The sequence below is a fragment of the Treponema denticola genome (genome assembly GCF_024181605.1).
Lineage (GTDB): Bacteria > Spirochaetota > Spirochaetia > Treponematales > Treponemataceae > Treponema_B > Treponema_B denticola_B.
The window spans coordinates 413452-433656 of the sequence record NZ_CP054477.1 but is presented as its reverse complement, the minus strand read 5'-3'; the positions used below and the strand labels follow the sequence as shown (position 1 = coordinate 433656).

14 protein-coding genes, 1 tRNA gene and 1 pseudogene are annotated in these 20205 nt (G+C 39.9%); 5 read left to right on the top strand and 11 right to left on the bottom strand.

Features of this window, described 5'->3' with window-relative positions; all coding sequences use genetic code 11:
• Positions 1-48 precede the first annotated feature (48 nt).
• From E4N80_RS01890 to rpmB, 3 genes are all read left to right on the top strand, one after another.
• Entirely contained in the window at positions 49-1437 is a 1389-nt protein-coding gene (locus tag E4N80_RS01890; protein ID WP_253699979.1) for a tetratricopeptide repeat protein, read from the top strand.
• A gap of 89 nt (positions 1438-1526) precedes the next feature.
• Positions 1527-1599 (top strand) — tRNA-Asn (locus E4N80_RS01885).
• A gap of 59 nt (positions 1600-1658) precedes the next feature.
• Positions 1659-1850, top strand: coding sequence for a 50S ribosomal protein L28 (rpmB, locus tag E4N80_RS01880; RefSeq protein ID WP_253699978.1), 192 nt, complete (start codon positions 1659-1661; stop codon positions 1848-1850).
• Between the two features lie 87 nt (positions 1851-1937).
• Here rpmB and E4N80_RS01875 read toward each other — a convergent pair whose 3' ends face one another.
• The 9 genes from E4N80_RS01875 to E4N80_RS01835 all read right to left on the bottom strand — a co-directional run bounded on the left by E4N80_RS01875 (position 1938) and on the right by E4N80_RS01835 (position 15615).
• Entirely contained in the window at positions 1938-3857 is a 1920-nt protein-coding gene (locus tag E4N80_RS01875; RefSeq protein ID WP_253699976.1) for an ABC transporter substrate-binding protein, read from the bottom strand.
• A gap of 52 nt (positions 3858-3909) precedes the next feature.
• Positions 3910-4869: an ABC transporter ATP-binding protein gene (locus E4N80_RS01870; protein ID WP_002670424.1), complete on the bottom strand. Its 960-nt coding sequence runs from the start codon at positions 4867-4869 to the stop codon at positions 3910-3912.
• Entirely contained in the window at positions 4869-5858 is a 990-nt protein-coding gene (locus E4N80_RS01865) for an ABC transporter ATP-binding protein (RefSeq protein ID WP_002677444.1), read from the bottom strand. The genes E4N80_RS01870 and E4N80_RS01865 overlap by 1 nt, the downstream gene beginning before the upstream one ends.
• A gap of 164 nt (positions 5859-6022) precedes the next feature.
• Entirely contained in the window at positions 6023-7975 is a 1953-nt protein-coding gene (locus tag E4N80_RS01860) for an ABC transporter substrate-binding protein (protein WP_253699974.1), read from the bottom strand.
• Positions 7976-8032: 57 nt separating this feature from the next.
• A complete protein-coding gene (locus E4N80_RS01855; RefSeq protein WP_253699972.1) occupies positions 8033-9523 on the bottom strand; it encodes an ABC transporter permease subunit in 1491 nt (496 codons plus the stop codon).
• A gap of 1 nt (position 9524) precedes the next feature.
• Complete coding sequence (locus E4N80_RS01850; protein WP_002670414.1) at positions 9525-10547, bottom strand: ABC transporter permease subunit; 1023 nt, start codon at positions 10545-10547, stop codon at positions 9525-9527.
• A 258-nt stretch (positions 10548-10805) separates the two neighbouring features.
• Positions 10806-12758 carry an ABC transporter substrate-binding protein gene (locus E4N80_RS01845; RefSeq protein ID WP_253699970.1) on the bottom strand — a complete coding sequence of 651 codons (1953 nt, stop codon included), beginning with the start codon at positions 12756-12758 and terminating at the stop codon, positions 10806-10808.
• 94 nt (positions 12759-12852) lie between these two features.
• Positions 12853-14631, bottom strand: coding sequence for a dihydroorotate dehydrogenase (locus tag E4N80_RS01840; protein ID WP_253699969.1), 1779 nt, complete (start codon positions 14629-14631; stop codon positions 12853-12855).
• A gap of 21 nt (positions 14632-14652) precedes the next feature.
• Positions 14653-15615: a hypothetical protein gene (locus E4N80_RS01835; protein WP_253699967.1), complete on the bottom strand. Its 963-nt coding sequence runs from the start codon at positions 15613-15615 to the stop codon at positions 14653-14655.
• A gap of 145 nt (positions 15616-15760) precedes the next feature.
• Between E4N80_RS01835 and asnS the strand changes: the two genes are divergently transcribed.
• Together asnS and E4N80_RS01825 are read left to right on the top strand one after the other, a co-directional pair.
• Positions 15761-17182, top strand: coding sequence for an asparagine--tRNA ligase (gene asnS, locus E4N80_RS01830; RefSeq protein ID WP_253699965.1), 1422 nt, complete (start codon positions 15761-15763; stop codon positions 17180-17182).
• A gap of 32 nt (positions 17183-17214) precedes the next feature.
• A complete protein-coding gene (locus tag E4N80_RS01825; RefSeq protein WP_253699963.1) occupies positions 17215-18651 on the top strand; it encodes a D-alanyl-D-alanine carboxypeptidase family protein in 1437 nt (478 codons plus the stop codon).
• A 97-nt stretch (positions 18652-18748) separates the two neighbouring features.
• Here the strand turns inward: E4N80_RS01825 and E4N80_RS01820 are convergent.
• Together E4N80_RS01820 and E4N80_RS01815 are read right to left on the bottom strand one after the other, a co-directional pair.
• A pseudogene (locus tag E4N80_RS01820) lies at positions 18749-18994 on the bottom strand (hypothetical protein); the annotation flags it as partial.
• A 160-nt stretch (positions 18995-19154) separates the two neighbouring features.
• A complete protein-coding gene (locus E4N80_RS01815; protein ID WP_253699961.1) occupies positions 19155-19967 on the bottom strand; it encodes an Rpn family recombination-promoting nuclease/putative transposase in 813 nt (270 codons plus the stop codon).
• Positions 19968-20205: the final 238 nt, after the last annotated feature.

Here is a 20205-nt window from a genome sequence, read left to right as displayed (position 1 = left end):
TAGTTTATATAAACTAAGGAATAATTGCAATACTTATAAGGAGTTATTATGAAAATAAACAAGCAAATTTTAGTATGTTTTAGTTTTTTGATGGTCATCTCCCTAGTTTTTTCGTGTAAAACAATCGAAAAAACCGCCAAAAAAAGTCCAAGAGAGGAATTTACCGATAAGCTTACCCAACTTTCTCAAAAGGGAGATTTGGAAGGCATTTTAAAATTAATAGATGAATCGGATCCTGAACTGACCAATGGTTTTAAGGTTCAATATCTAAAACTTTCCATCCTCATTTCGATGAGAAAAACAAAGGAAGCGGAAACTTTTGCAAATGAACTTTCCAAAGAGCATCCCAATAATACCGAAATTCTTTATGCCCAGGTTATGCTAGCCCAAGCTGAAAACAATCTGCAAAAGAAAGATCAATATTTGAAAAAGATATTGGCCATAAACCCCAAAGATTCAAGAGCCTTAACCGAGCAGGGTTTGGATTTTTACTCTGCCAAAAGATATAATGATGCCAGAAAAAAATTTATAGAAGCCTATAAGGCAGATCCTAAATGTACTGAAGCTCTTATAGGACTGGGACGCATAAACTATCTTGACGGAAAACTTGATCAAGCAGAATCGAATTTAACGGCAGCTTTGGAACATGAACCTAATAACAGCACAGCCCTTGCAGAACTTGCCCGTATAAAATCCGAAACAAATAGAATGTATCAAGCCCTTCAGGATATAAATAAGGCAGCGAAACTTGAACCTAATAACCCTAGCCATTGGAATGATATAGGCTCTTACAATCTTACAATAGGCAGAAAAGAAGAAGCAAAAAAAGCTTATGACAAGGTTATAGAACTTACACCCGATTCTTATGTAGCCTATATTTACCGTGCCGGCATAAACGATGAGCTCGGCTATAAGGAAGAAGCCCTCAATGATTACATAAAGGTATGCAACCTTTATCCGCCCTATTATTTTGCGCTGGAAGGAGCCGGTATCTTGTTTTGGGAAAAAGGAGACTGGCTAAATGCAGGAACCGCATTTTTAAAAGCCTTAAACAAGGCTCCGGCCTCTTATCAATATGCACTTTTGTATACCATAAGCCTCTATAAACAAAATAAAAAACCGGATGCAAAAAAATTTATGCAAAACTATCTAAAATCAATCAATCGTACCGAAAAAGAAAACGAATACTTTTTATGCCGCCTTTTTGTAGATTTTTCGGGAGACAGCGAACTGATAAACAGGGCAACAGCAGAAAGCGACATGGTAAAAAAAGGAAGACTGTTTTTTTATCTCGGAGAATTTTACAATCTAACCAAAAAATATGCTCTTGCCGAAAAATGTTACGTTCAAGTAATGTCGATAGAAAACCCTGCCTTTTTTGAATATCGTTTTGCAAAAAAAGCCATGGATGAATTTAACTCAAGCACCGGAAAATAAAATTTGATAAAATCATAAAAAATACAAATTTTCTATTGACATTTTATAAGAAATAGTGTAATATCCTAAAACTTCCTAATTGGAAACATTCCCCTGTAGCTCAGTAGGCAGAGCAAGTGGCTGTTAACCACTGGGTCCGTGGTTCGAACCCGCGCGGGGGAGCTATTCTAATGACGGCTGACCTTTCCAAGGTCAGCTGATTTTTTAAAGGTAGGTGCGATATGTCAAGAGTATGTGAAATTTGCGGAAAAGGCACAATGTCAGGTAACTCTGTAAGTAAGTCCAAAATTCACACAAGAAGAGTTTGGAAGCCCAATTTGGTAAATGTAAAGACAGAAATCGGCGGCAGAACTCTAACCATTAAAATGTGTTCTCGATGCTTAAAAAGCGATTACGTTACAAAGAAAGTTTAGTTTTTTCTTAATTTACTCCTTTTTATTTAATTTCGAGTCTGCCGAAAAGCGGACTCGATTTTTTTTACCTCGTTTTTCTATTGAAATTTACTTGTACCTTTCACTCAAAAAATAAGCCCTCATTTGAAGAATCTTATTTTCATTTTTTGCTTTTAAACATTCTTTTTCAATATCGCCGTCAAACCACATATAACCGAACATGGGGTCATCAAGGTATTTTTGATATTTCATATTAAGCCATGCGGGGAAGCAAATCCACTTCCATGCCATAACATCTATTGTATCCTTGTAAAATGAAGGAATCATAAGGGCGTCCTCATCTACAATTTTTTCAATCCGGCGGTTTACAGCAGCTTTTTCTACATAGGTTAAAGAGCCTTTTTCATATTTTTCTAAAAGAATATCCATTTCAGGATTTGAATAGCCGAAAAAATTATTAAAACTTTTCGATTTAGCAAATGAAGAATGAAAAAGACTGTAATTATCGGGTAGGCGGTAAGAATTAAGACTGCCCCACCAAGCTTGGAAGTCTCTGCTTTCAAGCTTATCAAAGAGTTTGCCTCCCATCTGCCTAAATTCAAGCTTAAGGCCTGCAAGCAGAGCCTGAGCATATAGAAGCCCGAAAGCTTCATATAATGAAGGATCGTCATATAGAATAACAAAACTCAATTCTTTCCCTTCGGAATTGACCAAGATACCTGAAGAATTTACCCTATCATACCCTGCCCTTAAAAAAAACTCACGGGCTTTTTTAGGATCAAAAGACGGTTTTTTTATCTCCGGATTATTAAATTCAGCACTGCCCCATGTTTGACCTGAACCGATTGTGTGAAGCTTGACTCTTTTATCGGCATAGACCCTGCTGATCATCCCATCGATATCAACTGCATAATAAAGTCCTTTTCTTACAAACGGATTATCGAGGGGAGGTGCCTGTGTATTAAAAAATAAACCTGCCGGCCCTTGTACCGGAACATGGCGGCCCCGCCAAAGATTTATAAAACCGTTTTGGACATCTTTAGAGGCCTCAGCTTTAGCCCATTCTCCCGGATCGTCTATATGAATTACATCAAATAGACCGCGGGCAAATTTTGTAAAAGCCGGTCTTTTGTCGCCGGTAATTATCCTATAAAAAATCTCATCGAAATTAGCAATTGCCTTAAAATGAGGATAGGTTTGTGCCCACCAATTTTCCACTTTAGCAAAATGAAGTCCGTTATTATAGTCATACTTTTTAAGAATATAAGGCCCTGTAGTCGGTTCAACCGTACGGTTATACCTCGCAACCCAGTCATCAGGGATTTGCCCCTTATAAAAATGCCTTGCGATGGGCTTAAAATTACTTATATCTAAAAGTTCCTGTTCAGTATAAATTTGATTATCCAGAACATGTACGGATAAACAAAAGTCATTAATCTTTTTTACTTCAAGATTATTATGTTTTCTGTTTTTTGCAGGATCAACAATTTTTTTGGATTTACAAAATTCGTCAGCAAAAATCCAATCATCAGCCGTACAAGGCTCGCCGTCCGACCAGAAAATATTTTCGTTGAGCTTATAATACACCGTTTTAGAAGAAATATCGACAGCCCAGAATACGGCGGAACAGGGCATAAATTCAAAGGTTTCAAATGAGGTCCATAAAAGCGGCATTTGAGTATTAAAAAGCCTTACACAAAGCTCATCGGCGCCCGGCCCCATATAGCGGAAGGTATTCGGTATATCGCCTAAAAAACCGTAAAAAATACCGCCTTTTTTTAAGGCCTTAGAAGAAAGGTCTTTAGGATAGGATGTATACCATTTCAAATCGGAGGGAGTTCCGGCAATTTGGAGGTCTTTAACTAAGACGGCCGGAGCGGAAAAATCAGGAAGATTTTCCATCTCTTCTTTTAAAATTTTATTGTAAGCATCGGAAGCCGGCTGATCAAGATAAGATACCGTTTTAGAACCGCATGAAACAAAAAAAAGAGTGCATAAAGCACAAACAAACAAAAACTTAATTTTCAATTTTTATTACCAAAAATTAAAGGTGCCGTAAAAACGGCACCTCTTATAATATTTATATCAAATGGCAGGCACACATATGCCCATCTGCAACTTCTCTAAGTACAGGTTTTTCAACCGCGCACTTATCAATTTTCTTTGAGCAGTTTAAATGGAAAGGACAACCCGTAGGAAGATGTATAGGTGAAGGTATTTCACCTGTAAAAGGAATCCTTCTGCGTCTGTTATCGGGATCGGTATCGGGAATAGCCGCTATCAAGGCCTGAGTATAAGGATGTAAGGGGTCTTTATAAATATCCACCGAAGGAGCCATCTCCATAATAGAGCCCAAATACATAACTGCAACCCTATCCGACATGTGCTTAACAACATTCAAGCCGTGCGAAATAAACAAAAGGGTTAAATTCCTTTCTTTTTGCATATCCAATAGGAGGTTTAATACCTGTGATTGAACTGAAACGTCAAGAGCACTTACAGGCTCATCGCATACAACGACTTCAGGGTCCAAAACAAGGGCTCTGGCTATAGCAATACGCTGACGCTGTCCGCCTGAAAATTCGTGGGGATATCGGTAATAAGCATCTTCCGGAAGACCTACATATTTTAAAAGCCCCATAACCTTTTCTTTTCTTTCGTGCGGAGCCATTTTTGTCTGGATAAGAAGGGGTTCTTCGATGATGTAACCGACATTCATTCTGGAATTCATAGAGTCGGCAGGATCTTGGAAAATCATCTGAACATTTCGGCGTACATCTCTTAGTTTTCTTTCAGGCAAACTTTCAATGCTCTTACCCTTATAAAGAACTTTTCCTGAAGTGGGCTTATAAAGACGCATCATAGCTCGGCAAAGAGTGCTCTTGCCGCAGCCTGTCTCACCTACAAGACCAAGCGTTTCGCCGGGGTATACTTTTAGATTTACCCCATTTAAGGCATGAACAACATTTTTAGTATATTTTCCTTGAGAAAATTCTTGAACTAAATCAACTGCTTCAAAAATAGGTTGTCTTTCGGCCATTAGTCTAACTCCTTTGCTCTAAAGCATCTGATAAAATGTCCGGGTTCAAATTCCTCAAGCTGGGGAGTATTTGACCGGCAATAATCGGTTGCATAAGAACATCTTTCTGCAAAGCGGCAGGTGGCAGGATAAGCCCTTGGAGAGGGTACGGCACCTTTAATATATGGTAGATGCGTCTTAGGCTCAGAGTTCATCTTGGGCATGGACGCAATTAATCCTCTTGTGTAAGGATGACGCGGGTTTTTAAAAATAGTATTAACATCGGCGGTTTCAACAATCTGTCCCGCATACATAACCGCAACATCATCGCTGACTTCTGCAACAACACCCATATCATGTGTGATATACAGAACGCTCATATTGTTTTTTTCTTGTAAGGCCTTTATAAGGGCCAAAATTTGGGCTTGAACGGTAACGTCCAAGGCCGTCGTCGGTTCATCTGCAATAAGCAGTTTAGGATGGCCTGCAAGGGCCATAGCAATCATAACACGCTGTCTCATTCCGCCTGAAAGCTGGAAAGGATAGTTTTTTAAACGCTGTTCGGCAGACGGCATTTCTACATCTTTTAAAACCTTCAAAACGTGTGTTTGTCTTTCGTCCTTTGCTATTTCCGGACGGTGAAGTTCAAAGACTTCTCCAATTTGCTTTTCAACAATGTGCACAGGGTTTAAAGCCGTCATAGGTTCTTGGAAGATCATCGCAATCTCTGCACCGCGTTTTTTATACATTTCATCGATTGGCAGATCCAAAATGTTTTGACCCTCAAAAAGAATTTTTCCATTGGTAACAATTCCGTATGGTTGAGGCAAAATACGCATAACCGAAGAAGCAGTTACGCTTTTTCCGCAGCCCGACTCCCCTACAAGGGATAGAGTCCTTCCTCGTTCCAATTTTAACGATACTCTGTCTATTACCTCTACAGGATCCCCTGCACCGCTTTTAAAAGCAACGGAAAGGTCCTCAATCGTGAGAAGGTTTTCTCCACTCATAAATACAACTCCGAATTCGGTGCAGGGGGCAATCCCCTGCACCTTAAGATTAATCTTGATTTGGAAGCTTTAAACCAAAGTTTTAGTCCTGTTTTCCGGCATCCAAGTCTCATTGATTTTTATAACCTTAAGCAAAAACTGCTTAAGGTTATAAAACTTATAAATTATTCTGAAATATAGCGGGCTGAAGGAGTCCAAACACGAGGTTCAAAGGTTTTTCCTTCGGCTTTTGCCTTAAGAACTTCTTGGCGGATATCTTCATCAATCCACATATAACTCTTGTAATTCATGAAGTCTTCTTCATAATCAAGCTTTCTGTTACCCCAAGAAGGCATTCTTATCCACTTCCAAACACCGCTTCTCACAAAATCGAGATAGTAATGGGGGATAACCAAAGCTTCTTCGTGAACAAGGCGTTCAATCTTTTTGTTGTTTTCAGCCTTTTCTGCCAAGGGAGGTCCGGATTCTTCAAATGCAAGGAGTTTTTCCATCTCTTCACTCCACCAGCCGAAGGAGTTGTTTGTACTTACCTTTTCGGCATTGGCCTTTGAGAAATACTGCCAATATGAGGGTTCATACCATGTGTTATAACCGCCCCAATAGGCCTGGTGTTTTTTATTAAGAAGGGTATTGAAAGCACCGCTTTCCATCATCTTAAGCTCAATTTCTACACCGGCTTTTTTAGCCTGTTCTTTAAGAATCGACAAGCGTTCTGTGTGATTAGGTGCAGCATAAAGAAGCTCGAAAGAAACTCTTTCACCTTTTGCATTCTGTAAGATTCCGTCAGAACCTACAACAGTGTAGCCTGCTTCACCGAGCATTTTTCTTGCCGTATCGGGATTAAAATCGGGCTTTCGGATTGAGTGGTCATTAAAGTCTATCCCGCCCCAAATCTGGCCTAAACCGATATTGTGATTTCGCTTATATTCGCCGTAGAGGGCCTGATCGATCATGCCCTGAATGTCGATGGCATAGTACATAGCCTGTCGCACTTTCTTGTTGCTGAACAATGGGAACTGAGTATTAAAGAAGATACCCTGAACACCCTGTAAAGGAAGATAGTTAGCCACCCATCGATCAACATAACCTTTGGTAATGTTTTCGTTTGTAGCACATCTTCTCCATGTTGCAGGGATATTCATATAAAAGTAGTCGAGCTCACCGTTCCAGAAATAGTTTTCAACCATATCCTGTCCGCCGGTAATAACTTTGTATTCAACTGTGTCGATATTACATCGGTTTTTCCAGTAAGGATATTCATGTCCCCACCAGTCCTTAACTTTTTCAACAATCAGCATTTCACCCTGAACGCATTTATCGGCATTTACGATATAAGGTCCTGTTGTAGGCTCAACCTTCCAGTTATATTCGTTGTACCAACCCTTTTTAACTTCGCCGTTATGGAAGTGCTTGGGCCTCGGGATAAAGTCTGTTTCACTAAGAAGAGATACTTTCGGCAGCTTGTCCGATTCCAAGTATTTAATTGAAATACAGTAGTCATTAATTTTTTTAACTTCATATTTTTTGTACTGGTTATTGTACCAAGGATCTTCGAGGTTGGGAGAACAATAGGATTCCCAACAGAAGATAAAGTCATCTGCCGTACAGGGAACACCGTCAGACCACTTCATATGTTCGTTAAGTTTGTAGTAAACAGTCTGATTGTCGGCACCGAAAGCCCAGTGAGTTGCAGCATAAGGCATATACTCCTGTGTTTCAGCGTTTACATCTAATAAGGCGGCATTAATCCTCATCAAAGGTCTTGTACTTAAGTTTGATTCGGGGCCTACATATCTAAATGTTGTAGGATACTCACTTAAAGAAAGATGTAAGGTTCCGCCCTTCTTTGTATCTTTTGACGATAAGTCTTTCGGATAACTTGTAATCCAAACTACTTCCTCAGGCATACCTGGAACCTTGAGGTCCTTGTCCTCTACAGGCGGTGAAGTAAAGTCGGGTACACCGGCTGCAGTTTCTTCTGCCATAATTGCTTCAGCCTTAGCGATGGGGCCTTTTCCTGCAGCTCCGCCGCCAACTCCGGTACCGCCGCAAGCGATCATTCCGAGAGCAACTGAAACCAAAAGAATTAACATGGTTAATCTTTTTAATGTTTTCATAGAATTCCTCCTAATAAAGAATTACATCTTATTTTTTTATATAATTAACCTAAAAGGCTATTTATATACCGTAAATCTGCGCGGGTCAAAGGCATCCCGCAAGCCTTCACCTATAAAGGTAATCATAACCAAAACAAGTACAAAACCTGCCACAGCCGAAGAAAGAATCCACGGAGCTTCCAAATAAGTGGCCGTTCCGACACTTAAAAGTTCTCCCCAGCTCGGTGTAGGAGGCTGTAAACCGTAACCCAAATAGTCAAGAGAGGTTAAAGCTCCTATATTTCCCGATATAACAAAGGGTAATGATGTAACGATTAGAACTATAACGTTGGGCAAAATGTGTACGGTAATTATTCTCCAAGCACTGGCACCCATGGACTTTGCAGCCAAAATATAGTCTCTTTCTCTTTCTCTATAAGTCATAGCCCTCATACCCCAGGTTTTTCCCGTCCAGCTGAAAGCTATATTTATTAAAACAAACATGGTAAATGTAGGCTTAAATATTGAAGCCAAAATCATAACCATATAAAGGTAGGGTATGCGCTCCCATATTTCTATAAATCTTTGAGAAATCGTATCGAAGGTACCTCCAAAGTACCCCATTGCAATACCGATGATAGTTCCGATAAAGTAGGTTGCTGCAGCTACCAGCAAGGCAAAGGACATAGCAATCCTGTAACCGTAAATAAGACGAGCAAAGATATCCCGCCCGATTCGGTCGGTGCCCAAAATATGGCGTGTCTTAAAAGAAGGAGCAAGGGGATGGAACATCTGTCCCTTATCGCCTTTTGCAAAACGTATAGTTAAAATCTTTCCGTTTCCAAGGTCAATTCTGTTATCCTTTGAACCGACTTTATGCCAAATATAGTCTGAAGCATTTACGGATTCATTCGGGTGAGAACGTCCCACAGAAATGCCTACCCAATTCTTTGAAGCTGAAGGAAAATCGGATAAAGGCTGCTTGGATGCAGCCGAATCGGCAAATTTAATCCAAGTATAGTCTTTTTCTGCCATTTTTATTCCGTTTATAACACCCACCGCTATCCATTTATAGTCTGCAGGGTCATCCATAGGCAATTTTTCCTTAGATGTAACGGCAATACCCATACTGGGAGTTCCGTCAAAGGTAAGAGCCAAAGGAGCGGCAGCAGTATCTGCCTCATAGGGGTTATAAGGAATCAGAGGAAGGAGAACCCAGCCTCTTTTTTCGGCCTTAATATGTTTTTTAAACTCTCTGTAATTTAATTCAAGTTCATTTTCGACTCTGAAACCGAAATCTTCGGCCAGAAGAGTCCTGCTATAGGTAGGGAAATAAAGCTTACCGTCAACCCACATCATAATGGGTCTGTTTGAAATAAACAACTCGGCAACAAGGGATAGAACATACAAAATGCTGATAAAAATAAGAGCATATTTAGCCTTTTTAATCTCTCCAAAGCGCTCAAAACGCTTTTTCATAAGGGGGTCTATCCTAAACCTGTTTCTAAATGCTCCCCAATATTCTTTTACAGTATCTAAAAAAGTTTTTGATTTTACATCATCACTCATATTATTCACCTAACCTTATTCGGGGATCTACCACCGAAAGAATAAAATCGCTTAAAATATTACCTATTAAACTCAAAAGAGAGGTCATTACCAAGGAGCCTAATACAACCGGATAATCGCGGTCAACAATGGCCCTAAATGAAAGAAGGCCCATACCGTTTATATTGAATATTTTTTCGATAAGAAAGGCACCTGAAAAGAAAATCGTTATAAGACCGCCCAATCCGGCAGCAATAGGAATAATACTGTTTCTAAAGGCATGTTTCCACATGGCATCCTTAAAGGTTCGGCCCTTTGCAACAGCGGTTTTAATATAATCTGCAGCCATATTTTCCATGAGGTTGTTTTTCATAACCATTGTCGTAACGGCAAATGAACCTATGACATAGGCTATCATGGGCAAGAACATGTGCCAAACATTGTCTACAACTTTTTGAAAAAAATTCATATCCATGTAATTTCGTGAATAAAGTCCGCCCGAGGGGAACCAAGGAAGTGTAAAAGCAAAAATTTGCAATAAAATAATAGCAACAATGTAGCCCGGGAGAGCATAACCTATAAAGATGAATACCGAGGAAACGTTATCAAAAAGGCTTCGGTGTTTTAGGGCTTTTTTGATACCCAAAGGAATACATATGGAATAAATCAAAATAACCGAAATAATACCGAATCTTAAGGATATAGGGAATTTACTTACAATCATCTGAAATACCGGATCGTTATATTTTGTAGAACGTCCCATATCACCCCTTAAAAGGCTTCCCATCCATTCAAGATAGGCAATCGGCCACGGTTTGTCAAAACCGTAAAAGGCAGCAAGTTCAGCCAAAGCCTCAGCGTTAAGGGGCTGAGAGTCCTGCTTGCTTGAACTTCCGCTTTTGCCTTCTTGGGCCAACATTCTCTGCATAATAGCCCTTTCAATCGGACCTCCGGGAACTATGCGGGTTACTGCAAAGACCACCAATGTTATACCTATAAAAGTAGGAATAATTAGAAGCAATCTTCGTACGAAATAGTTATTCATCATAAAGCTCCATAAAACCAATATACGAACATATATACAACCTCGCTGCATTATATCAGCTTTATCGTTATTTAATAGGAAAGGATGTGCATACTTCGTCGCTACTAGGTTATCATAATATAAAAAAAAAGTCTAGACTTCAGGCAGGATTTTAACATGGATTTCCAATTATTTATTGATAAAAATGTTGATTTGAAGACTTTAAGCAGGGGTTTTAGCCCTGCTTTCCAGCCTCCAAACCTCATTGATTTTTATAAATTATTCCGCAATATAGCGGGCTGAAGGAGTCCAAACACGGGGTTCAAAGGTTTTTCCTTCGGCTTTTGCCTTAAGAACTTCTTGGCGGATATCTTCATCAATCCACATATAGCCCCAATAATACATAAAGTCGGCATCAATATCTAGCCTTCTGTTACCCCAAGAAGGCATTCTTATCCACTTCCAAGCACCGCATCTCACAAAATCAGTGTAGTAGTTAGGTACAATCAATGCTTCTTCATGAACAAGGCGCTCAATCTTCTTGTTGTTTTCAGCCTTTTCTTCCAAGGGCGGTCCTGACTCTTCAAATGCAAGAAGTTTTTCCATCTCTTCACTCCACCATCCGAAAAAGTTGGTTGTATCTACCATTTCGGCATTAGCCTTTGAGAAGAGTTCCCAATATGAGGGCTCATAATCCGTGCTCAAGCCGCCCCACCAAGCCTGGTGTTTTTTATTAAGAACGGTATTAAAAGCTCCGCTTTCCATCATCTTGAGCTCAATTTCTACACCGGCTTTTTTAGCCTGTTCTTTAAGAATCGACAAGCGCTCTGTGAGACTAGGCCTTGAATACAAAAGTTCAAAAGAAACCCTTTCACCCTTCGAATTCTGTAAGATTCCGTCAGAACCTACAACAGTGTAACCGGCTTCTCCTAGCATTTTTCTTGCCGTATCGGGATTAAAATCGGGTTTTCGGATTGAATGGTCGTTAAAATCTATACCGCCCCATACATTGCCTAAACCGATATTATGACTTCTCTTAAATTCTCCATAAAGAGCCTGATCGATCATGCCCTGAATGTCGATGGCATAATACATAGCCTGCCTAACTTTCTTGTTGCTGAATAAAGGGAACTTGGTATTAAAGAAGATACCCTGAATACCTTTCAATGGTAAATAGTTAGCAACCCAGCGGTCTACATAACCTTTGGTAATGTTTTCGTTTGCAGCACATCTTCTCCATGTTGCAGGAATATTCATATCAAAGAGATCGAGTTCTCCGTTCCAGAAATACTTTTCAATTATGTCCTGTCCGCCGGTGATAACCTTGTATTCGACTGTATCAATATTACAGCGGTTTTTCCAGTTAGAATATTCATGAGCCCACCAGTTTTTAACTTTTTCAACAACCAGCATGTCGCCCTGAACGCATTTATCGGCATTTACAACATAAGGTCCCGTTGTAGGCTCAATCTTCCAGTTGTATTCGTTGTACCAGCCGTTTTTAACTTCGCCGTTATAAAAGTGCTTAGGTCTGGGACTAAAGTTTGCCTTACTAATAAGAGAAGCCTTAGGCAGTTTGTTCGATTCCAAATACTTAACGGAAACACAGTAGTCATTAATTTTTTTAACCTTAAATTTATCGTAATAGTTATTACACCAAGGATCATCAAGATCGCGAGAACATAGAGACTCCCAAGCAAAGACAAAGTCATCTGCCGTACAGGGAACTCCGTCAGACCACTTCATATGTTCATTAAGTTTATAGTAAACAGTCTGATTGTCTGCACCGAAAGCCCAGTGAGTTGCAGCATAGGGCATAAATTCCTGTGTTTCAGGGTTTACTTCTAAAAAGGTTGCATGAGGATTCATCAAATATGTTGTACTCAAGTTTGATTCAGGTCCTACATATCTAAATGTTGTAGGATATTCATCTAAAGAAAGATGCAATGTCCCGCCCTTCTTTGTATCTTTTGATGATAAGTCTTTCGGATAACTTGTAATCCAAACTACTTCCTCAGGCATACCTGAAACCTTGATGTTCTTATCCTCTACAGACGGTGAGGTAAAATCGGGTACACCGGCTGCAGTTTCTTCTGCCATAATTGCTTCAGTCTTAGCGATGGGCCCCTTTGCAGCAGCTCCGCCGTCAGCTCCCATACCTCCGCAAGCGATGATACCAAGAGCAACCGAAACCAAAAGAATTAACATAGTTAATCTTTTTAATGTTTTCATAGAATTTCTCCTAATAAAGAATTATCTTATTTTTTTATATAATTAACATAAAAAAGGATAAAGTTCAAGAAGATTTATTTATATTTTTAATTATTTATTGATAAAAATCATCAATTTGATCAAGACTGACAAAGGTTCCTTTTTTGCAGGTCAAGATATTTCCGCAAGAACATTCTCCGCAAATACCAACCCCGCACATCGTGTTCATTTCCAATGACATAAAAATCTGATTTTTACGCACACCCATTTTTAAAAGAATTTCGGAAGCTCGGCGCATAAAAATCATGGGGCCCACCAGATAGGCTGCAAAAAAGTCCGGCTTACCCATATTTTCGGCTTTTCCCTGAATCGGGAGGCCGGTATTTCCTTCAATATTATCTTTTTGGAATTGGTTCAGTACCCTGCCTATAACGCCCTTGTCGGCAACCTTTTTATAGGCACCGCATTCAATTAAAATTTTTTCGATGCCGTTGGGCTCCTTCTTTTTAATTTCTTCGGAAGTTCCTATGTATGTAGAAATTAAGGCTCCTTGCTTTTTTAGGCGTTTTGCAAGGGCCGGAAGGACTGCAATACCCGTTCCGCCGGCAATTAAAAGGGCATTTTCGGTTTTAGGAGGCTTTATTCCTTTGCCGTAAAGTCCCCGCATGTAGATTGTATCCCCTTCTTTTAGCTCAAAAAGAGCTTCGGTAAAGGGGCCGCGTTTTTTTATGATAAGGCTTATAGGATCGGCTTCTGCAAGAGAGAATGGCTTTTCTCCGGCTCCGGGAATCCATAAGAAGACAAACTGCCCTGCTTCGAATTTACACTTTCCGTTTAGGGTAATTATAATGATATCTTCACTTTCTTTTTCGATTTTGACGATAGTTTTTGCTTCGTATTCCAAGGCCTTTTTTTTGCGCAAAAATGAGGAAGTTTTATCGGTTTCTTTGCCGCGTATGCAGTTTAGAGCATCCGAGGAAAGGTTTTGAAAAAAAGGCTTTAAATCGTCTTGTTCAAGCATACCGCAGGCAGAACCTATGCCTATTATATCGGCCCCGGCCCTAACGAGTTCGGCAGCTTGAGAGCCAGTCATAACGCCTCCCATTCCGATTATAGGAATTTCTTCTCCTACAGCCTTCCGTATTTGCCCGATACATTCCAAAGCCCTTGGGAATACCCATGAACCGCTCATGCCGCCCTTTCCGCCAAGTTTATTTTGCAAGATGGGCTTTCCGGAATGGGGCTCAATGTAAACCTTGGGGCCTACGGTGTTGATAGCCGTTATGCCGTCTGCGCCTGCTCCGATTACGGCGGAAGCTATAGCTCCTATATTTTCCACATTTGGAGTAAGTTTTACAAAAATCGGCACGGTACAATCAGGGAGGGCTTTTTTTATCGTTTTTACGTACTCCGAGGCAATCGCAGGGTCGCAGCCTATGGAGGCACCGAAGCCTGTCGAGGCATGGGGACATGAAAAGTTAAGCTCGAAGCAGTCGGCTAATTCTTCAAAGCCCTTCAAAAGGCTGATAAAATCTTCAGGGTTTGAGGCTGAGAGGGAAATATTTAAAATAGAATCGGTTTTCCATGAAGAACGGAGCTCTTTAAGCTCCTTTACGGCCTGTTCCATTCCGCAGTTACGAAGCCCGACGGAATTACCGAAGCAGCCTAATTCGGGCTCGCAAAGGATGGGCTCACGGTTTCCCGGGTTAGGCAGTACCTGAAAGCTCTTTGAGGTTACAAGGCCGAAGCCAAGCTCATCGGCACAGTACCTTATCAAATTAGGTTTTGTAGAAAGAACACCCGAAACGGTTGCAAGAACAGGTTCAGCCCTTCCTTCCCTCGCTGCAATCCCTGCATTTTTAATTTTTTGTATAATTTCCGCCTTACTTCTCATTCCCATTCCCTGCCGATTTTCTTATCTATTGATATTCATATAAAAAATAAGACCGACTTGATAAAATTTAACTTGAGTTTTTTTATCGGTATCAAGAACCTTTGTTTGGTAAAAATCATCTTTAGCCTCATTTTTATAAACCGGATAGGTATACCATTGGGCTAAAAGCATTATATTATAATCTTTTTTAATGTTAAAATTAATGATGGGGCCGAAAGTGGTTAGGAACAGGTCTTCACCCCATACTTTATTATCGAGCCCTTTGGGAGAAGCAAACAGTTTTTTTTCTACATCTATTTTCATTGCAATTAAATCTAAAAATAGAGGCATCTTATATCCTATTACATAAGAGCTCATGTATCTCCAACCATTGCGGTTTTCTCCGTAATCGGCTTGATAAAGCCATGAAGTTTCGGAATTTACTCCTGTCATTGCTTTATAGAGAGCGTAATGATCCGTTTTAAAAATAACATGACTCCAATCATGAGGTATGACAGCCCCAAGATCAAACTGAAAAGCCCCTCCTAATGCAAATGAATATACAGCTTTACTAAAATTTATAGGAGTCTTGTTTGTCTTTCCGCCCTTATTTTCATTAATGGCTATTCCGAGTAAATCCTCTGAAAGTTTCCAGCCTGAACCTATCCTTGATTCCGTATATAATTCTAAAAAGGCGATAGGTGTCCAAGTAATATTGAATTTACCTTCGGTTGTAATAGGTGTAAGTTCTGCTCCTATTTTAAAATCAATATTGTTATCCTTCATCAAAGGGTTATCAAACTGCATGAGCGGAACTTTAAAACTTTGAGTTACACCTACCAAGACTTGAGGCGGCCATGTAACAATAGCATTTATAGTTGTAGTATAGGTTACTTTCTTATTATTATGATGTTCCGAAGAAAGGTTTTTATGTTCCTCTTCATGGGCAATCAAAGGTAAAAAGAAAAAAGAGCACAAAGCGATACCGATAAAAAGTTTTTTCATAAAATGAACTCCTATTTATTAATATTAAAGTTTTATGATTTTATCACATAGCAAGTATAGGGTCAAGATATTTTATAAAATCTTGTCAAGCCACTTTAAAAGACTTGCTTGACAGAATCGGAATTTAACATATAATATACCTATTATGATACATTTAATCAAAGATATTTTAACCTCCGAACCGAAAGGCCAAGCAATCGATGTTTACGGCTGGGTTCGTACAAAGCGGGAAACCAAGAATTTGGTTTTTATCGAGATCAATGACGGCTCCTGTTTTGCCTCCATTCAGGCAACCTTTGACAGAGATACCGGTCTCGATAATAATACTGAGGCGCTCTTAAAAAAGGCCGGTACCGGAGTTTCGGTAAAGGTATCGGGCAATCTCGTTCCCTCCCCTGCGGCAGGACAAAGAGTTGAGCTTCAGGCTAATAATATCCATATTTTCGGTGAGGCTGATCAGGAAAAATATCCTTTACAAAAAAAGCGTCATAGCATGGAATTTTTAAGGGACATAGCTCACTTGAGGGCTCGTACCAATACCTTCGGGGCTGTTGCCCGTATGAGAAGCCAGATGGCCTATGCAATCCACACCTTTTTTCAGGAAAGAGGTTTTCAATATGTGCATACGCCGATTATTACCGGCTCGGACTGCGAAGGTGCAGGCGAAATGTTCCATGTTACGACTTTCGATATAGAAGAAACAGTAAAAAAAGCTTTAAAAGAAAAAAAGGATCCCGATTCTTTTAAAATAGATTATTCGCAAGATTTTTTCGGCAAGCAGGCTAACCTGACCGTTTCAGGACAGCTTGAAGGAGAAACCTATGCGACGGCTCTTTCGCGCATTTACACATTCGGTCCGACCTTTAGAGCGGAAAACTCGAACACAAGCCGCCACCTCGCGGAATTTTGGATGGTAGAGCCTGAAATGTCCTTTTTTACCATAAAAGAAAACATGGAGCTGGCAGAAGACTTTATCGTCTATCTTTTAAAATGGGCCTTGGAAAAATGCAGGGAGGATTTGGAATTTTTTGATTCAAGAATCAAAAAAGGGCTTATCGAGATGCTCACAAATGTTGTAAGCACGCCATTTACGCGCCTTACTTACACGGAAGCTATAGCCGAACTTGAAAAGCATCTTGACCGCTTTGAGTTTAAACCCTATTGGGGCTGTGACCTCCAGAGCGAGCATGAAAGGTTTTTAACCGAAGAAGTTTATAAGGGACCGGTAATAGTTACAAACTATCCCAAGGAGATTAAGTCCTTCTATATGAAATTAAATGAGGACGGAAAAACGGTGCGGGCGATGGATGTGCTTGTACCGGGCTTGGGCGAAATAATCGGGGGCTCGGAAAGAGAAGAAAACCTCGATATTTTGCAAGGGCGAATTAAGGAATTGGGTTTAAGGGAAGAAGACTATTGGTGGTACCTCGACCTTCGCCGATACGGTACGGTTCCTCATTCGGGCTTCGGACTCGGGTTTGAGCGCCTTCTCCTCTATGTTACGGGTATGGGAAACATAAGGGATGTAATCCCCTTCCCCAGAGCACCGAAATTAGCCGAGTTCTAATTTTTTAGTAAAAAATTTAAGACCTTAAAAAAATGAAGCACAGCACAAACGGAATTGTAAAATTTATTTTTGTTCTCCTTGGGGCTGTGCTTTTTTGTGTATTGAGCCTTGCAGGCTTTATTTTTTTCCATGTTTCGGAATTAAAAAAAGCACAACCTCTTGAGGTTTCACAAGAAGAAAAAACGGCAGCTCTTAAAACCTTTTACAGGCAATATAAGATTAACAAAGAGTTTCCGCCCCTTAATTCCATAGAAAATTTTTTGCCTGTAAAATCATCGTCTTCTAAGATTAACCCCTCGGCAAAAAAAATAGAATTACCTAAAATCGATGCCGAGTCCTACATTCTTATTCATGCAAACACCGGTACAATTTTAGCCGAATACAATGCCGATAAAATAATCCCTCCGGCCTCCCTTACAAAGCTGGTAACAATTTATACCATGCTTCAAAAGCCTCAGTTTAAAGATTTGGAAAAGATTGTTTTTCCGCCTAAGGAGGCTTGGGCAATTTTTCTTCCCAAAGGAGCTGCTTGGATGGGCTTGGGAGAAAATCAAAGTTTAAGTATAGGAGAATTGATAAGGGGAATGGCGGTTTGCTCGGGGAATGATGCAGCCCTTGCGGCTGCCCTGCTTACGGAAGGAAGCCTTAAAAAGTTTACGCTTAAAATGAACGAGGTCGTTAAAACGATGGGCTTAAAATCCACCCGCTTTGAGGATTCTTCGGGCTTAAGCGAAAAAAATCAAACCACGGCAAGGGACTTTGCCTTATTTTCCCTCCATTATTTAAAACAATATCCCGAAAACTTAAAAAAGTTTCATTCGGTAAATGAGATAAGCTATCCTCAAAAACACAATATTCTTATCAAAAAAAGTTCCGACGGTTTAAAGGAGTTTCAAATTAAGCCTGCCACCAATACCCTCCTAAAAAAAATAGAAGGATGTGACGGTTTAAAAACAGGTTTTATTTACGAATCCGGTTTTAATATTTCGCTTACGGCTCAAAAAAACGGTGAGCGTTTTATTGCGGTCATCCTCGGCGGTCATGGCAAAAGTTTTACCGAAGGAATTTTTAAGCGGGAGCAAAATTCCATCAAGCTTATAAATTTTGCATTCGATAATTTTAAAAGTTTTGACATAAGAGAGCACAACAAAATTAAAAGAAGTGTAAGCGTCTTGGGTTCAAACCTAAATGTAAAAACTTCCGCCTTTACACCTCTCCTCGCCGATGAGGACCTTTCGCAAGACTATCTTACGGTTTTTAAAAATGATGAGAGGCATATAGAACAAGTTATAATTTTACCTGATGTAATAATGGCTCCTCTTTTTGCAGGACAGCAAATCGGCCGTATAGAATATAGAATTAAAGATTCAGATATTATGCTAAAAACCATTCCTCTTATCTGTCCGCACGATATAAAAGAAGGCTCATCTTTTAGAAAATTTATAGACGGCTTTTATCGATTTTTTTAATATTTACCATTTTTTAAAATAATCCGTATAAATATAATGAGGAGTTAACTCGAGGTTTATCCCCGGCACGAAAGCCGGGAATAAACCGAATTACCAATTAGTTAATCGATTCCACTTCTTCTTGGGTTAGACCGGTCGCTTGCATTATCTTTTTTACGGAATCGCCGAGCTGTTTTAAAATCCGTGCCGTTTCAATGGCTTTTTGGTATACTCCATCGGCAATCCCCTGTTCAATTCCTTTTTCAATTCCTTCGGCAAAAGCTATTTGTCTTTCTTCAGCTCTCTGTACTGCGATGTCTGTATCATAATCGTATTCTGCTACTAACATGTTTATTACCTCTCTTTTGCAAATATGCGGGCATCTGCTGCGTCGTACGCCGAAAATAAATGCTCAACGTATACTCGATACGCCTCCGCTTTATTTTCGGCTATCTCCTTGCATCTACTCCGCCTATTTGCAAAAGTGCTCATACTATATTAACCGCCTCAGGATGGCGGTGGTTTCAAACGCTTTCGACTTCTTCTTTGCTGAGACCGGTAGCTCTTACGATAGCTTCTATGGCAAACCCCATTTCAAGTAAATTCTTTGCCGTTTCAAGCTTTGTTTGGTATGAACCTTCGGAAAAGCCCTGTTCAATTCCTTGCCGGATACCTTGTTGTATGCCGTCCCTTCGTGCATCCATTTCAAATGATTGTATTAACATGTATTCTTTCCTCCTCTCTTCATTTTCTTTTAGTTCTTTGATATACCGGTCTATCTTGCGGATAAAGGGGCTGTCACTTGTTATGCCGTTCATGTATTCCAAAAAAGCCTTTAGTTCAGGGTCAGGCGTCTTATCTGCTGCAGTGCTGTTGATAATGACCTTGGTTATGCCGTCTTGTAATGTGATTGCGTTATTTTCACTGCATATCGTTTTAAAGGTGTATACCGGTAAACCTTTGCTTGGATAGTCGAACGGGCAAAAAAAGATGATGAATGAATTGGGTAAGTCGGTATAATGCCCGCCCTTTTCAAGGCTGCTCACGTCGATAACCGATTGATAGTAGCGTAAGCGTTTAGCAAGGTCTTGTTTATTTGTAGTTTGCATCTCAACGTCATACACGCTGCCATCGCTGCCGGTAACCCACACATCAAGGCGTATGCTTTTTGCATAACCTGCTTGGTCGAATGTTTTTTGATAGCTTATATCGCTAATCAGCCCGATCGAGTCTGCAAGTATCATATTCAAAACCGTTGTACAGATAGACTTATCCTGCATCACCGCGCAAAACATATAATCGTCGGTAATCGTTAAATCGTCAAAGCGTTTTTGCATAGCCATCCCCTCATTGATTGTATTATACCACAATTACCTCAATTTTGTAAGAGCTGTTTTTTTATTTAATCGCATTGATTTCCGTGGTTGTTTCCCCGCCTTCGTTTTCAGCCAAATGTATGAAAATGGAAAAACCGGATATGGCTTTAATTAAGAAGGGGTAACATGGCTTTCCGAAATTGAAAAATTATAATTTTATAAAAAGTAGTAAATATTTCAAATAATACATACAATATAA

Bases quoted from the DNA above. Each gene is read 5' to 3' on its own strand.
- E4N80_RS01845 (WP_253699970.1), bottom strand. From the start codon at position 12,758: ATGAAAACATTAAAAAGATTAACTATGTTAATTCTTTTGGTTTCGGTT.
- E4N80_RS01840 (WP_253699969.1), bottom strand. From the start codon at position 14,631: ATGAGAAGTAAGGCGGAAATTATACAAAAAATTAAAAATGCAGGGATT.
- E4N80_RS01865 (WP_002677444.1), bottom strand. From the start codon at position 5,858: ATGAGTGGAGAAAACCTTCTCACGATTGAGGACCTTTCCGTTGCTTTT.
- rpmB (WP_253699978.1), top strand. From the start codon at position 1,659: ATGTCAAGAGTATGTGAAATTTGCGGAAAAGGCACAATGTCAGGTAAC.
- E4N80_RS01870 (WP_002670424.1), bottom strand. From the start codon at position 4,869: ATGGCCGAAAGACAACCTATTTTTGAAGCAGTTGATTTAGTTCAAGAA.
- asnS (WP_253699965.1), top strand. From the start codon at position 15,761: ATGATACATTTAATCAAAGATATTTTAACCTCCGAACCGAAAGGCCAA.
- E4N80_RS01850 (WP_002670414.1), bottom strand. From the start codon at position 10,547: ATGAATAACTATTTCGTACGAAGATTGCTTCTAATTATTCCTACTTTT.
- E4N80_RS01860 (WP_253699974.1), bottom strand. From the start codon at position 7,975: ATGAAAACATTAAAAAGATTAACCATGTTAATTCTTTTGGTTTCAGTT.
- E4N80_RS01890 (WP_253699979.1), top strand. From the start codon at position 49: ATGAAAATAAACAAGCAAATTTTAGTATGTTTTAGTTTTTTGATGGTC.
- E4N80_RS01835 (WP_253699967.1), bottom strand. From the start codon at position 15,615: ATGAAAAAACTTTTTATCGGTATCGCTTTGTGCTCTTTTTTCTTTTTA.
- E4N80_RS01855 (WP_253699972.1), bottom strand. From the start codon at position 9,523: ATGAGTGATGATGTAAAATCAAAAACTTTTTTAGATACTGTAAAAGAA.
- E4N80_RS01815 (WP_253699961.1), bottom strand. From the start codon at position 19,967: ATGCAAAAACGCTTTGACGATTTAACGATTACCGACGATTATATGTTT.
- E4N80_RS01825 (WP_253699963.1), top strand. From the start codon at position 17,215: ATGAAGCACAGCACAAACGGAATTGTAAAATTTATTTTTGTTCTCCTT.